Origin of the sequence: Galbibacter marinus, from assembly GCF_000300875.1 — a bacterium.
Taxonomy (GTDB): Bacteria; Bacteroidota; Bacteroidia; order Flavobacteriales; family Flavobacteriaceae; genus Galbibacter; species Galbibacter marinus.
In genome coordinates, this window is the sequence record NZ_AMSG01000041.1 from 1 (window position 1) to 15587 (window position 15587).

General features: G+C 36.5%; 10 protein-coding genes and 1 riboswitch. Of the genes, 7 read left to right on the forward strand and 3 right to left on the reverse strand.

Annotated features, from left to right (window positions below; genetic code table 11):
• Positions 1 to 144: 144 nt before the first annotated feature.
• Positions 145 to 759, reverse strand: a complete 615-nt coding sequence (locus I215_RS15045; protein WP_008992848.1) for a deoxynucleoside kinase — start codon at positions 757 to 759, stop codon at positions 145 to 147.
• 1648 nt (positions 760 to 2407) lie between these two features.
• On the opposite strand from I215_RS15045, the gene metK reads away from it, so the two are divergent.
• From metK to I215_RS15065, 3 genes are all read left to right on the forward strand, one after another.
• Positions 2408 to 3682 carry a methionine adenosyltransferase gene (gene metK, locus I215_RS15055; protein ID WP_008992850.1) on the forward strand — a complete coding sequence of 425 codons (1275 nt, stop codon included), beginning with the start codon at positions 2408 to 2410 and terminating at the stop codon, positions 3680 to 3682.
• A gap of 95 nt (positions 3683 to 3777) precedes the next feature.
• Positions 3778 to 3908, forward strand: a riboswitch (SAM riboswitch).
• A gap of 139 nt (positions 3909 to 4047) precedes the next feature.
• Positions 4048 to 7443, forward strand: a complete 3396-nt coding sequence (thrA, locus tag I215_RS15060) for a bifunctional aspartate kinase/homoserine dehydrogenase I (protein ID WP_040460612.1) — start codon at positions 4048 to 4050, stop codon at positions 7441 to 7443.
• Between the two features lie 91 nt (positions 7444 to 7534).
• A complete protein-coding gene (locus I215_RS15065; protein WP_008992852.1) occupies positions 7535 to 8704 on the forward strand; it encodes a trans-sulfuration enzyme family protein in 1170 nt (389 codons plus the stop codon).
• A gap of 47 nt (positions 8705 to 8751) precedes the next feature.
• Here I215_RS15065 and glf read toward each other — a convergent pair whose 3' ends face one another.
• Together glf and I215_RS15075 are read right to left on the reverse strand one after the other, a co-directional pair.
• Positions 8752 to 9858 (reverse strand): UDP-galactopyranose mutase, encoded by a 1107-nt coding sequence (glf, locus tag I215_RS15070; protein WP_008992853.1) that lies wholly within the window; start codon positions 9856 to 9858, stop codon positions 8752 to 8754.
• A 225-nt stretch (positions 9859 to 10083) separates the two neighbouring features.
• Positions 10084 to 10458: an AAA family ATPase gene (locus I215_RS15075; protein WP_083852526.1), complete on the reverse strand. Its 375-nt coding sequence runs from the start codon at positions 10456 to 10458 to the stop codon at positions 10084 to 10086.
• Positions 10459 to 10729: 271 nt separating this feature from the next.
• Here I215_RS15075 and I215_RS15080 point away from each other — a divergent pair, with 271 nt between their 5' ends.
• The 4 genes from I215_RS15080 to I215_RS15095 all read left to right on the forward strand — a co-directional run bounded on the left by I215_RS15080 (position 10730) and on the right by I215_RS15095 (position 15506).
• Positions 10730 to 11764, forward strand: coding sequence for a beta-1,6-galactofuranosyltransferase (locus I215_RS15080; RefSeq protein WP_008992855.1), 1035 nt, complete (start codon positions 10730 to 10732; stop codon positions 11762 to 11764).
• Positions 11765 to 12043: 279 nt separating this feature from the next.
• On the forward strand, positions 12044 to 14152 hold the full coding sequence (locus I215_RS15085) for a HEPN domain-containing protein (protein WP_008992856.1): 2109 nt from the start codon (positions 12044 to 12046) through the stop codon (positions 14150 to 14152).
• A complete protein-coding gene (gene cobA, locus I215_RS15090) occupies positions 14139 to 14900 on the forward strand; it encodes a uroporphyrinogen-III C-methyltransferase (protein ID WP_008992857.1) in 762 nt (253 codons plus the stop codon). The genes I215_RS15085 and cobA overlap by 14 nt, the downstream gene beginning before the upstream one ends.
• Before the next feature lie 18 nt (positions 14901 to 14918).
• Complete coding sequence (locus I215_RS15095) at positions 14919 to 15506, forward strand: precorrin-2 dehydrogenase/sirohydrochlorin ferrochelatase family protein (protein WP_008992858.1); 588 nt, start codon at positions 14919 to 14921, stop codon at positions 15504 to 15506.
• Positions 15507 to 15587: the final 81 nt, after the last annotated feature.

A 15587-nucleotide genomic window follows, 5' to 3' on the forward strand; every position in this document is an offset into this window, starting at 1 on the left:
CTATCGCATTAGCGTAGATGGGTAAGTTCACCTTTAAATTAATAGTTGTTACCCGTCATGAATTTCAATCGAATTGGGCAGGTTTTTGAGAGGTTAATAATAAGGTTGAAATAAGAGGTGCTTTTAGTTTCTTTTTACGTGCTGTTAAAAAAGTCCGTTGATCTCAGCGTCTATTTTATTGATAATTTCTCCAAGATCTTCCGGATTGTCTACAAAGTTGTAATTGTCAACATCCACGATAAGCATTTTACCACGATCATAGGTGTGTATAAAAGCCTCATACCGCTCATTTAGTCTACTTAGATAGTCTATTGAAATAGAGTTTTCATATTCACGCCCTCTTTTGTGTATTTGATTCACTAAATTGGGAATTGAGCTTCTTAAATAGATCATAAGGTCAGGTGATTGTACCAAGCTTTCCATTAACTCAAACAAAGATGTGTAGTTTTCATAATCTCTGTTAGTCATAAGACCCATTGAATGCAAGTTAGGCGCAAAGATATAGGCATCCTCGTATATGGTTCGGTCTTGGATTATTTTTTTCCCACTCTTACGGATCTCTAATATTTGCCGAAATCGACTGTTTAAGAAATAGATTTGAAGATTGAAACTCCAGCGTTCCATTTGCGTATAAAAATCATCTAAATAAGGGTTGTCTACTACATCTTCATAATGAGGTTCCCATTTGAAGTGTTTAGCAAGCAGTCTAGTGAGTGTTGTCTTTCCTGCACCTATATTTCCAGCGATTGCAACATGCATAACAAAATCGTTTAAGTGAAACTATAATCCAGGGGTAAATATACAAGTTATCGACTATGTAATAAAAATTAATTTAGGATCGAACCTTTCAAAGCCCGTAGTTATTGCTAACTGTGGTGTAATAACGATCCTCCTTGGAGGTGGATATAAAAGATTTGATTAATTTGACCAAAAAGAATCTCTGTTAAAATTGAATATCTATATTTAATTATTTTTTGAATCTGGCGACAACGTCATCACTTTTAATCTGTAAGAACTCCTGCACAAAGGCAAATTTTCGAGTTTCTAAATCCATAATTCAAGCTTTGATCTAAGGATATAACATTAAAAGTTCAGGAAATATTTCAGTATTTTCCTCACTTGGACTGGTGTTTTTTTCTAAATGTATGACGTGATAGTTTGTGCTCTACAAAGATTAATTATCAGTATTCTACTAGTTTTCGCTTATAGTTTTAAGCTAATTTCATCTCTATTTTTAATTTTGTCGTGTATAAATTAGATCTTTATAACTGAACTTCTTGCTTTATATCATGTTTCGGCTATTAGTGAGGAACAATTAATGTACTGATAATCAGGAGGTGTTTAAATTTTTTAACCTTTATGTATTACATTTTCAGTGTTCTTTTAATTGTAATTAACTGTATTTTATTTTTGGGGGTGGGTACTCAAACCAGCAGTTTTGCATTGTATTTAAACATTTTTAATGTTCTATCATTTCCTATGTTGTATATGTTTATCTCTAAAAAGACAATCAATTCAGTAGCATTAAACTCCTACTTGAAAATGGCCTCTACTAATGTAACTGACGGACTTAAGGAAAAAATCATAAAGGAGTTACGATATATTTTTAACCGTCCTGTTATTTATGTGCTATTTTTTTTCCCGATTATCTTGGGGTTATATTTTTATTCGTTTGAATCCAAAGGTTATATGCCTTACCTTGTCCAGCTCGTTCTCAGTTTTTATCTTGGTCTAAATCTTTTTGTTTTATCAATAATTCTGAAATTGTATTATAAAGAATATTTCTTTTATTTAATTTCAATTTTGGGGATGATCTTTATATCATTTGTTTCAATTTTTGATCTGGTTGAGGTGAATTTGAAGATATTTACTTTTAGTTTAATATTATGTGTTTCTTTAAGCGTAATTGCTTTTTATTCCAGAGCTAAAAATGCTCAATAAGGATAAATAAGTGCTTTCTGAATTAACTATTGTACCATTATTTCTTTTATCCAATTAGCAATGTTCTTAAAGTGTAGAATTGGCATTCGGGTTTAAAGATCGTTTTTAAGTAATTGTGGGTCTTAGATAGTAGTTTGAGATACAATAGCTAATGTGATTTCACTAAATTTGTTCTAATGCGATTTTTTATGATTTCCCCAAGTAGTTTTGTGTATTTGATAGCTTGTCAAACTAACCGTAAAGTTATCCCTCTGATTGTAGATATTTTATTTTTAACAAACGAATTGTGAAAAAAGTATCTAAAGGTTTTTCAATTTAAATCTAATGTGTACCTTTGTCCTCATAATTTTGAGGAAAGATTTGACTGATTGCCACCTCGTAAAAAAAGCGCTAAAGCAGTAATTTACTTCTTTAGGCTTTTTCGGCAGCATACTTTCCAAAGATAATAGTTTAGATTTTAAGTGTTATGGGATATTTATTTACATCGGAGTCCGTAAGTGAAGGACATCCAGATAAAATTGCTGACCAAATTAGCGATGCTTTATTAGATCATTTTTTAGCTTTTGATCCAGAGAGTAAGGTTGCATGTGAAACCCTTGTTACCACTGGGCAAGTCGTCTTGGCGGGTGAGGTGAAAAGTGGAACTTATCTCGATGTTCAATCCATTGCTAGAGATGTTATTAACACAATTGGGTATACCAAAGGAGCTTACCAATTCAGTGGTGATTCTTGTGGTGTTATCTCTTTGATTCATGAGCAATCTCAGGATATAAGCCAGGGAGTAGACAGAGATACAAAAGAACAACAAGGAGCTGGTGATCAGGGGATGATGTTTGGATATGCTACTAGTGAGACGGAAAATTACATGCCTTTGGCCCTTGATATATCGCATAAATTAATGCATACTCTGGCAGAACTCCGCAGAGAAGCAGATCAGATTTCTTATTTGAGACCAGATGCAAAAGCTCAAGTCACTATTGAATATTCAGATGATAATGTTCCCTTGAGGATTGATACGATCGTGATTTCAACTCAACATGATCCTTTCGATAAAGATGACCAAGTGATGCTCGATAGAATTAAAAAGGACTTGTTAGAAATTTTGATTCCAAGGGTTATTGCTCAGTTGCCTGAGTCAATACAGTTGCTCTTTAATGATGATATTAAATACCACATCAATCCGACAGGTAAGTTTGTCATTGGTGGTCCTCATGGAGATTCAGGTTTAACTGGAAGAAAGATTATCGTAGATACCTATGGTGGAAAAGGAGCTCATGGTGGAGGTGCATTTAGTGGTAAAGACCCTAGTAAGGTAGATAGAAGTGCAGCCTATGCTTCACGACACATTGCCAAGAACTTAGTCGCAGCAGGAGTAGCAGATGAAATTTTAGTTCAGGTAAGTTACGCCATTGGTGTAGTGGAACCGACTTCTGTTTTTGTAAATACCTATGGTAGTTCAAAGGTAGACTTGACTGACGGAGAAATCGCAGCAAAAGTTGTTGAGTTATTTGATTTACGACCTTTTGCTATTGAAGAAAGACTTAAACTCAGAAATCCGATTTATTTGGAGACCGCTGCCTATGGACATATGGGTAAACAACCTGTGACCACTACAAAAGTATTCGAATCTCCATATAACGGTAGAGTGGAACGCGAAGTTGAATTATTTACTTGGGAAAAGTTAGATTATGTTGACCAGGTAAAAGAAGCTTTCGCACAGGTGGAGTTTGCACAAAAATAAACTGCTTATGCAGTATTAAAAAGGTAAAGTAGTTTGAGCCTAGCGGACAGGAATCGTCTTCTAAATTTGAACTAAAGTTCAAAAACTTAATGTGATTGTTATCAAGAAAGGCGGAAGGAATAGACCTTGTGATGCCTTAGCAACCCTTATAGGTGAATGGAATTTCCAATTCATAGAACGAGAAGGTGCTACATTCTACTGCCGTTAAAATGCAGGTAGATAACGCTAGAAAATCCTTCCCTAAAATTTTTTAGACCTTCTTGATAACGATTTTGAATTATCGGCTTTAGTATTATCACTGGCCGATACCAGTTGAATTTACTGGATCATATAAACCAATAACGAAGCAATAAAACTTTAAGAAGTTGAAAGAAGAGTTGTTACATATTAAATTAAAATCCTACACTACTATTAGTGGTGCTACGCAGGATATAAACCTATCCTATCAGTTATTTGGTCAACCACTTCACAGTGCCCCAATTGTGATGGTTAATCACGCCCTTACTGGAAATTCAGATGTCAGTGGAGAAAATGGCTGGTGGAAGGAACTTATTGGAGAAGGAAAAGCCATAGATACAGAAATCTATACCGTCTTGTCCTTTAATATTCCTGGAAATGGGTATGATGGAACCACTATTGAGAATTATAAAGATTTTGTAGCAAGAGATATCGCTATCATCTTTTTGAAGGGGTTGGAAGATCTTGGTATAAAGAGGTTGTTTGCACTTATTGGAGGATCACTTGGCGGTGGTATTGCTTGGGAGATGGCAGCTTTACAACCTAGAATCACTCAAAATCTCATTCCAGTGGCAACGGATTGGAAATCTACAGATTGGCTTATCGCCAACTGTCAGATACAAGAACAATTCTTACTCAATTCAAAACAGCCAGTCCACGATGCGAGAATGCATGCCATGTTATGCTATCGCACCCCTGCCTCATTTAAAGAACGCTTTAAAAGAACTACAAATGAGGAACTTCAGGTATTCAATGTAGAAAGCTGGCTTTTACATCACGGAGAAAAACTTCAACAACGCTTTCAGCTTTCTGCATATAAACTAATGAATCAGTTACTCAAGACCATTGATGTGACAAGGGATCGGCCAGAACATTTCAATGTTTTGGAAACCATCGAGGCCAATGTCCATATTATAGGGGTAAGTTCGGATTTGTTTTTTACTGCAGAAGAAAATAGAGAAACCTATAAACAATTAGCACGTTCGAGTGATAGAGTTCGCTATGGGGAGGTAGTTTCTGTCCACGGACACGATGCCTTTTTAATAGAATTTGAACAATTAGAAAAACTCATAGGAGGGGTTTTTGAATCCGCTCTAAATAAAAATAAAATGAAAATATTAAAATTTGGTGGCAAGTCACTAGCCAATGGTCAGGGAATTAATAATGTAGTTGAGATCATAAGCAGAAGTGTTCAAAACAAGGAGAGAATTGCTGTAGTTGTTTCTGCTAGAAATAACGCCACCAATGAACTTGAAAATATTTTGGAGACTGCAGCTGCCAAACAAGACTATGTACATTTACTGGATGCTTTTAAGAAGTATCAATTGCAGGACTTCCAATATGTAGACTTATCGAAAGAGTTTGACAAACTTGAAAAACTGTTCTCTGGGGTACATTTATTGGGAGATTATAGTCAAAAGATCAAAGATGAGGTCCTAGCACAAGGGGAACTTATTTCTGCTAAACTGGTAACACAGATCCTTAATAAAAGGGGGATTCAAGCGAATTTTACAGATTCAAGAGCTTTAATTGTAACGGATGAAAAATTTGGGGATGCCCAGCCGCTAGAAAAGGCATCTAAGCAGAGGGTGCTTAAACATTTTGCAACTCATAACGGGAAGACCGTAAATATAGTTACTGGTTTTATAGGTTCGAATGAAAAAAATGAAACAACAACTCTAGGGCGAAATGGAAGTAATTATACAGCTGCTTTACTTGCAAATTTCTTAGATGCTGGTGAGCTACAAAACTTCACGCATGTGGATGGTATTTTTACAGCCAATCCAGATTTAGTACCAACAGCACAGCGTATAGAAGAACTTTCGTTTAACGAGGCAAATGAACTTGCTAATTTTGGTGCCACTATCTTACACGCTAAGACGATTATACCACTAATAGAGAAAAACATACCACTTCGAATCCTTAATACTTTTAATCCACAATGTAGTGGTACCTTAATAACTGCGACCCCTAAGAAGGAAGGTATGAAGTCACTTTCCATATTTGAAAATATGGCCTTAGTGAATCTAGAAGGAAGAGGGCTTTTAGGGAAAGCTGGAGTGGATGCGCGTATTTTTAATGCCCTAGGCAAACGTGAAATTAGCGTAAGTATTATCTCTCAAGGGTCATCCGAACGGGGGATCGGACTAGTGGTGAATGCTAAAGATGCTACCCAAGCGGTGATTGCCCTAGAGCGAGAATTTGAATATGATTTCTATTCCAAGGACGTCAATAAAATTGCCGTGGTAGATGATGTTTCGGTAATCTCAATTATCGGACTAGATCTTAGTAGTTTCCATAAACCCTATAATGCACTGATCAAAAACCAGGTTGTTCCAATATTGTTTAACAACACGGTAACGGGTAAAAACGTGAGTTTGGTTGTGAAAAGATCGGAACTTCACAAGGCATTAAATGTCATCCATGGTGAAGTTTTTGAAATTTCTAAAAAGATAAATATTGCTGTCTTTGGGCATGGTTTAGTAGGAGGAACATTGATCAATCAAATCCTAGATTCAGCGATCAATATTGAGGATCGTAAAAAAATAAAACTCAATATTTTTGCCGTTGCTAATTCAAAAAAACTCCTGTTAAACAGCGATGGAATCGATGCCGATTGGAAAACAGCTATTGAAAATAGTGAAACAGCATCTTCTATTGAAACGTTGATTAATTACGCGAAGGCTCATCATTTAGAAAACCTTATTGCAGTAGATAATACGGCAAGCGCACAGTTTGTTGAGAATTACAAATTGCTGATCGAAAATGGTTTTGATTTGGTGTCCTCCAACAAGATTGCCAACACCCTTAGTTTTGATTTTTACAAAGACCTTAGATCTCATTTGGACAAAAATCAAAAGCAATATTTGTATGAGACAAATGTAGGAGCTGGATTGCCTTTAATTGATACCATTCGCATATTGCACTTATCAGGAGAAAATATTACCAGAATAAGAGGAGTGTTCTCCGGGACCTTAAGTTACTTGTTTAACCGTTTTTCATCAGAAGAAGTGTCTTTTAGTGAGGTGCTAAAACAAACTATAGCCAATGGATTTACAGAACCTGATCCAAGAGAAGATCTTTATGGTAATGACGTTGGTCGTAAATTATTAATTCTAGCCCGGGAGTTAGATCTTCAGAATGAATTTGAAGATGTCAATATAGAGAACCTGGTACCAGAACACCTTAGAGATAAGAGTGTAGAGGCCTTCCTAGAGCATTTGGAAGAGTTCAACCCAATATACACCCAAGTCAAAGAACAGCAAGAAGAAGGTCATGTTTTGCGTTATGTGGGAGATCTTTACGGCGATTTGCAAAAGGAAAAAGGAAAGTTAGATGTCAAACTTGTTTCTGTTCCAGGTAATAGTGTGCTAGGGCAGGTAAAGGGGGCCGATTCTATTTTTGAAATTTATACCGAGTCTTATGGAGATCGCCCAATTGTTATACAAGGTGCAGGTGCTGGAGCAGCTGTGACCGCTAGAGGTGTTTTTGGTGATATTCTTAAACTCACCGAAAAAGGGTAAAGCAAAAAACGCATATATAAAACAAAAGAAATACCAATCACTGAATATTAAAAGTAGGGCTATATAGCCCAATTGTCTTTAACATCAACACATGAGTAGAAAGCATTTTGAAACCGACGCGATTAGAACGCAGATTAACCGAACTGAATTTTTAGAGCACAGCGCTCCAATGTACATTACCTCGAGTTTTGTTTTTGATGATGCTGAAGAAATGCGCGCCGCTTTTACGGGTGAAAATCCTCGAAATATATACAGTAGATTTACCAATCCAAATACTACTGAATTTGTGGATAAGGTATGTCATATGGAAGGAGCACAGGCAGGTTATGCATTTGCAACGGGAATGGCTGCGGTCTTTTCATCTCTTGCTGCCTTGCTCGATAGTGGAGACCATATTGTATCTGCTCGTTCGGTTTTTGGATCCACTCATACCTTGTTTACCAAATACCTTCCGAAATGGAATATCGAAACAAGTTATTTTAATGTAGATCAACCGCAGGAGATAGAAAGCTTGATTCGTCCTACTACTAAAATATTATTTGCTGAAACACCTACCAATCCAGCTGTTGATATATTGGATTTGGCATATTTAGGTGAGGTGGCTAAAAAACATAATTTAATACTGGTAATCGATAACTGTTTTGCTACACCTTATTTACAACGACCCATAGAATTTGGTGCTGACCTAGTCATCCACTCGGCAACCAAATTAATGGATGGTCAGGGTAGAGTCCTCGGAGGTATTACCGTTGGTTCAGAGGATCTGGTGAACGAAATTTACTTATTTTCCAGAAATACTGGTCCAGCAATGTCACCGTTTAATGCTTGGATTTTATCTAAAAGTTTGGAGACACTGGCAGTACGTATGGATCGTCATTGCGATAACGCCTTAAAGGTAGCCACATTTTTAGAAGAACATCCCAAAATAAATTTTGTTAAATATCCCTTTTTAAAATCGCATCCGCAATATGAAATCGCGAAGAAACAAATGAGCCAAGGGGGTAGCATATTAGCTTTTGAGATCAAAGGTGGTGTTGAGGCAGGACGAAATTTTTTAAATGCTGTTAACTTATGTTCACTGACCTCTAATTTAGGTGACACTAGAACCATTGTAACCCATCCTGCATCCACTACACACAGTAAACTCTCTGTTGAAGATCGCTTAGAGGTAGGGATCTCTGATGGCTTGGTAAGGGTGTCCATTGGATTAGAACACTATGAGGATATTATTGCAGATCTTAAGCAGGCTTTGGAGGCTTAATTTGCACTGTTTTACTAGTTTAATATGCTTTTAGTTTGTAGGTGTTCTTAAAGTGAAGTAAGCACTTTTTTGGATTTGCTTAAAGCAGAACCGATGACTTGATGCATATCATAATATTTGTACTCGGCTAATCGACCACCAAAGATGACTTCGGGAGTCTCTTGAGCTAGTTGTTTATATTTGAGATACAATTCGTTATTTTGTTGGTTATTAATAGGATAGTAAGGCTCATTAGAAGTGGATCCTTTTAGTGGGTATTCTTTGGTAATAACAGTGTTCTTTTGAGTCCCAAACTCAAAATGTTTATGTTCGATTATTCTGGTATAAGGTACCTCTGAAGACGTATAGTTCACCACGGCATTTCCTTGGTAATTTTCCATTGGGAGTGTCTGGTGCTTGAACTCAAGACTTCGATAGGATAACTTGCCGTATTGGAAGTTAAAGTATTCATCTATTTTACCAGTAAAAACAACGCGTTCTGCTTTAGAATCAAGCTCTTCTTTATTCTTAAAATAATCAACTCCAGTTATTGTTTCAATACCCTCCAACAAACCTTCTGTGATTTTGTTGTAACCACCTATTGGAATTCCCTGGTATTTATCATTGAAATAATTGTTGTCAAAAGTAAATCGAAGAGGAAGTCTCTTAATTATAAAGGCGGGTAACTCTGTGGCTCGGCAGCCCCATTGTTTTTCAGTATAACCTTTTATTAATTTTTCATAGATATCTTTTCCGACCAATGAAAGCGCCTGCTCTTCTAAGTTTTTAGGTTTTTCAAAACCATATTTCTCAACCTGCTCGTTAATGATTTTCTGAGCCTCTTCAGGCGTTTTGGTACCCCACAGTTGATAGAAGGTATTCATGTTAAAAGGCAAATTATACAATTTGTCCTCATATGTGGCAACCGGAGAATTGGTATATCTGTTAAATTCGGCAAAACTGTTTACAAAGTCCCATATATCTTTATCATTGGTATGAAAAATATGAGCTCCGTATTTATGGACATTAACACCATCAACATTCTCGCAATAAATATTCCCGCCTAAATGGTCTCTTTTGTCAATCACAAGGCATTTCTTTCCTGCCTTTTTTGCCTGATGAGCAAATACAGAACCAAAAAGTCCAGCCCCTACGATTAAAAAGTCATATTCCATAAACTACAGTTTTCTGTGTACTATTGGGCAAATATATTACATTTGAGCTAAAAGTCCTTTCATTACCGCAACGCAGCTTTTATACGATCCTTGTCGTGAATTCCAGGGTTTGATCAAAGTAGCTTGATAGGATGCGTATTAATTTAAAAATACAAACGTTAATCCCATTATAGGTTGTATTGAATGACAGTTTTATACGAATGTATTTTCGCTCGTTAGGGATTTTTATTTTTCTTGCCATCCCGATGCTATATTTGAAAGGTTACCAATGAAAGGAATAGCTCCGTAACGACCATCTATATAATCTTTTTCGAATGACCGATCTTTACGAATCGTTTTTCCTTCTTCTTTATATTCGACTTGGGAGTACATATTTGAAGCACCAAACCGGTCTTTTTCTACAAAATATATCTGGTCTCTTCTATAGTTTCCATAGTATAATAAATTGGTGTCGTGGGTAGTGAAAATGAGCTGCGTATTATTTGGATTATATTCTTTAGAGTTAAAAAGTCTCGTAACTGCTAATGTCATTAGCGGATGAAGACTTGTGTCCAATTCATCTATGACCAGCACACCACCATCATTTAAGACTTCAAATATGGTTGGTTTTAAGAGCTATATTTTGTGAAAATTTACACTAAGTCTTTTAGGACTGAAAAATATCAAACGCGAGTATTCTAGGAATAAAATGGTGCATTGGTCTCTGTTTTGTAGAAGAGTAGAACATTCACGATAGAAAAAAGACCTAGAATAAGATGGTGTATAACTTAATTTTGAGTTCTTCAGATAGGTTTAAAGGTCAAAGTTCTATCTTTGCCTTTAAGAGAGAATTTATTGTAGCCTTTCATAGAGGGTTTAAACGAGAGAAAAATTGAACAATACATTTTATATATCCAGAAATTACCGACCCACAAACAATGCTGCCAATAAACCCAAAACGGATATTGAACGTATCCTTGATTCAATGGGGATACGCAACTTAGGGTTAAAACAAACTCGTATGAAGAGCTCCGCTCTTGGTGCTGTTTTAAGTTTTTTGAGTATTACTAAAGGATTGTTGCTGTTGCCTGCAAAATCCTATTTAGTAGTGCAATACCCTTTAAGTAAGTATTACAACTATATCACCTGGGGTGCTCGAGTGAAAGGGTGTAAAATTGTTCTTGTTATTCATGATGTGCATTCACTTATGAAAGGAAAGCTAGCTGTAGAAAAAGAAATGAAACGTTTTAATATAGCTGATAAGATCATTGTTCATAACGACTCGATGAAACGTTGGTTTGAACAGCAAGGGTGTAAAGCAACATTAGAGACCTTAGAGCTGTTTGATTATCTAAATACTTTAGATTTAAAAATTGAACAAAATACCGAAATACAAAAGCCATATCAAATTGTTGTTGCTGGTGGACTTACAGTAGATAAGAGTGCTTTTATCTATAAGATGCAAAAGCAAGCTATACAAAACTATTCCTTTAATTTATATGGAAATGGCTTTTCAAAAGAAAGTTTGGATTCAGAAAAAAAGGTACTTGACTACAAGGGGAGTTTTCCTCCTGATGAGGTCGCCCAGCATATTAAAGGTCACTTTGGTCTGGTGTGGGGTGGAAATGCTGTGGATAAGTGTAGTGGGATTTTAGGAGAATACCTAAAATACAATAACCCACATAAAACATCCCTTTATTTATTGTGTGGACTTCCAATTATTATTTGGGACAAAGCCGCCATTGCACCTTATATAGTGTCCCAAGGAGCTGGGATAGCAATTTCTTCACTATTGGAACTTGATGATATTCTTGAGAACTTATCACTTGAGGACTATCACGCGATGAGCAATCGTGCTCTAGAACTCAGGGAGAAGGTTACCACTGGTGGGTTTCTTAAAGCTGCTATTGGAAAACTAGAACTCTAGGAGCGTATTTGGTTTGTGATATAATGCCCACTGATATATTTTTTTAGTTAAAAATCCATAAATTCATTTGTGTTTTTATAATTAAATGGTACTTTCGCTTCAAAATTCCATTAGTCTATCGATTTAGTAGACTGTTGGAGTTTCACCAACCGTAGTACTATAAGGTTTGCGGTTGTGTGTTTAGAGCCAAAGACTGGATGTAAATAAAAAATTCAAGTCTTATTGTTTTTGCCTTCGGGCAGTGGAACTAAGTCCATAGAACAAAAAATAAAAAAAAGTATGCAAAGCTTTAGATCAGAGATTGAGAATCCATTTGTATCGGAAGAGATCATTGAATTAGATCGTAAGATTCGATTGTTCCGTAATGAGAAAATGGATGAGGACAAGTTTAAAAGTTTACGCTTGGCCAGAGGAATATATGGACAGCGTCAACCAGGGGTGCAAATGGTGAGAATTAAATTGCCATTTGGACGCGTAACTGGTGACCAGTTGTTGCGTATATGTGATGTCTCCGATGAATACTCAAGAGGAAGATTACACATTACCACTCGTCAGGATATTCAAATCCACTATGTGAGTTTGGATAGAACACCTGAACTTTGGAATGAGTTGGATAAAGATGATGTAACCATCCGTGAGGCCTGTGGTAATACCGTTCGAAACATTACAGGAAGTCCTGAAGCTGGTATTGATCCTGATGAGCCATTTGATATTACTCCATATGCTCATGCAACTTTTAAGTACTTACTTAGAAATCCAATGAATCAGGAAATGGGAAGAAAGTTTAAAATTTCTTTCTCTTCTACAGATCAGGATACCGCATTGTCTTATATACATGATGTGGGATTAATTGCTAAAATAAAAGATGGACAAAAAGGATTTAAGGTAATCGTTGGTGGGGGACTTGGATCCCAACCTAGATCAGCGGAGCCTGTATATGACTTTTTGCCAACAGATCAAATTATACCCTTTATAGAGGGGGTTATTCGAGTTTTCGACCGTTATGGAGAACGTTCTAAACGAATGAAGGCTAGAATGAAATTTTTAATAAAAGATATAGGACTGGAAGCGTTTTTAGACTTAGTTGAAAAAGAAAAATTAGCACTAGCGTACCAGTCCTACCCTATTAGCGAAGAAGGTTTTGAATTTGACCGCTCTGTGGTTGATAACATTAAAGTACCTAAGATTGACATTAAAGATGTTCAAGGCTATGAGCAGTGGATTAAGCACAATGTGTTTGATCAAAAACAATCTGGTTTACATTCTATAGGTATTAAGGTGCGATTAGGTGATTTTTATACACCACAAGCAAGAAAGCTTGCTAATCTTATCAAAGACTACGCAGCCAATGAGCTTCGATTCACCCTTCGACAGGATATTCTTTTGCGTCATGTGAAGTCTGAATTACTTCCTTTGTTTTACTTAGAACTCAAGGAATTAGGATTTACTGAAATTGGCTTTAATGCAACCTCTGACATTACGGCATGTCCTGGTACTGATACTTGTAACTTGGGAATTGCAAGTAGCACTGGAATTGCTGATGTGTTAGAAGATGTAATTGATCAAGAATATCCTCAATATAAAAACAACCGCGATATTTATATTAAAATCAGCGGATGTATGAATGCCTGTGGTCAACACAATATGGCACATATAGGTTTTCAAGGAATGACCATGAGAACCCCTGATAAGCGTGTAGCTCCAGCATTACAGGTGTTACTTGGAGGAGGGGCTCTTGGAAATGGTGAAGGAAGATTTGCTGATAAAGTCGTGAAGATACCTTCAAAACGAGGTCCTCAAGCACTTCGCTTGATTCTTGATGATTACGATAAAAACAAACAAGATGGGGAGAACTTTATGAATTATTACGACCGTAAAGAACAAACCTATTTCTACGACTACCTGAAACACTTATCGAGTGCGGAAGATCTATCGGCTGAAGATTTTGTGGATTGGGGTAATGTAGAGAAATACGAACAAAAAATTGGAGTAGGAGAATGTGCAGGGGTCGTGATTGACCTAGTAGCAACCCTACTACTAGAGAGCGAAGAGAAAACAGAAAAAGCACTTGCGTCATTGGAAGAAGGAAATTGGGCTCATAGTATTTATAATTCGTATTCGTCTATGATTAATACCGCTAAGGCATTATTGATTAGTGAAAATAAAAAAACCAATACTCAAATAGGAATTATAAATCAGTTTGAAGAATTATTTGTCGCAAACGGGAGAATTTCATTAAACACCACAACCTTCCCTGATTACGTTTATCAGATTAATAGGAATAAACCCTCTAAGGATTTTGCAAAATCATATATGGAAGATGCTAAGGCATTCTCTGAAAAAGCAAAAGCCTTTAGAACATTAGAATTAGCAGATGCAGACAAATAACCAACCAAAGCTGACTTTAATAGGGGCAGGTCCGGGTGACCCGGATTTGCTTACTGTTAAGGGTATGAAAACTTTACAGACCGCCGATGTGGTTCTTTATGACGCACTAGTGAATCCAAAGATTTTGGAATACGCACCTCAGGCTGAGTGTATCTTTGTTGGTAAACGAAAAGGTTGTTATGCCTACCAACAGGATCAAATCAATGAGCTTATTGTAAGTAGAGCTAAGTCCCATGGACATGTAGTTCGACTTAAAGGTGGTGATCCTTTTGTATTTGGAAGAGGTTCTGAAGAATTAGAGTTTGCATTATCAAAAGGGATACCAGCGGAATTTATCCCAGGAATATCCTCAGCATTAGCCGTCCCTGCTTCTCAGAACATTCCTCTTACTCAAAGAGGAACCTCAGAGAGTTTTTGGGTCATAACGGGCACCACCAAAGAACATAAACTCTCCAAAGATGTGGCTTTGGCAGCAAAGTCTAGAGCGACAGTTATCATACTAATGGGTATGAGTAAATTGGGAGAAATTGTAAGCTTATTTAAAGAGCAACACAAGAATCAAATGCCTGTGGCTATTATTCAAAATGGTACCACAACATATGAACAAATAGGAATTGGGACAGTAGATACCATCGAGGGCATCGTAAGGGAACATGGCTTGAGTAATCCAGCTATTATAGTTATCGGTGAAGTGGTTAGAGAACGAGAAATATTAACGAAAGTAAAACAAACGGTTGAGGCGGTTTAACAAACCGGTGAAGTAGAAATGGAGGAGCGAAACGAACTATATCCGGTATTTTTAAAGGTACATAACTTGCAAACCCTCATAGTAGGGGGTGGAACAGTTGCATTGGAAAAACTAGGCTTCCTCTTGAAATCCAGTCCAAATGCCAAAGTAAGTCTTGTGGCTCCTTCATTTGATTCTCAGGTTCTTGAGATTGCAACTCAAAAGAATTTGAAATTAATTCACGATACCTATGACCAAAAGTATCTTAGTGGGGCACATATTGTTATTGCTACCACAGATGATACAGAGGTTAACATTCAAATTTACAAAGATTGTAAAGAGAAAAATATTTTGGTCAATGTGGCAGATAATCCACCTTATTGTGATTTTTATATGGGTGGTATTGTGACCAAAGGAAATGTGAAAATCGGAATTTCTACCAACGGTAAATCTCCAACAACCGCAAAAAGACTGAGACAATTCTTCGAAGAGGTCATCCCTGATGATATCGATGAATTAGTCAAGAATTTAAATAGCTATAGAAAAACCATCAAAGGAGATTTTGGGGAAAAAGTTGAGAAACTAAACGAGTTTACCAAAAGTTTAGTTTCTAAATCAGAAAAGTGAAAAAGAAAAAAACAATGCAAGGCTTAGTAAAGCTATAAAATGCACCTGGTTATGATTAAAACAGACATATTAATTATCGGA

What these genes read in the sequence shown, in the direction of transcription:
- I215_RS15045 (WP_008992848.1), bottom strand. Translation starts at nt 759, where the DNA reads ATGCATGTTGCAATCGCTGGAAATATAGGTGCAGGAAAGACAACACTC.
- metK (WP_008992850.1), top strand. Translation starts at nt 2,408, where the DNA reads ATGGGATATTTATTTACATCGGAGTCCGTAAGTGAAGGACATCCAGAT.
- I215_RS15065 (WP_008992852.1), top strand. Translation starts at nt 7,535, where the DNA reads ATGAGTAGAAAGCATTTTGAAACCGACGCGATTAGAACGCAGATTAAC.
- glf (WP_008992853.1), bottom strand. Translation starts at nt 9,858, where the DNA reads ATGGAATATGACTTTTTAATCGTAGGGGCTGGACTTTTTGGTTCTGTA.
- I215_RS15085 (WP_008992856.1), top strand. Translation starts at nt 12,044, where the DNA reads ATGCAAAGCTTTAGATCAGAGATTGAGAATCCATTTGTATCGGAAGAG.
- cobA (WP_008992857.1), top strand. Translation starts at nt 14,139, where the DNA reads ATGCAGACAAATAACCAACCAAAGCTGACTTTAATAGGGGCAGGTCCG.
- I215_RS15095 (WP_008992858.1), top strand. Translation starts at nt 14,919, where the DNA reads ATGGAGGAGCGAAACGAACTATATCCGGTATTTTTAAAGGTACATAAC.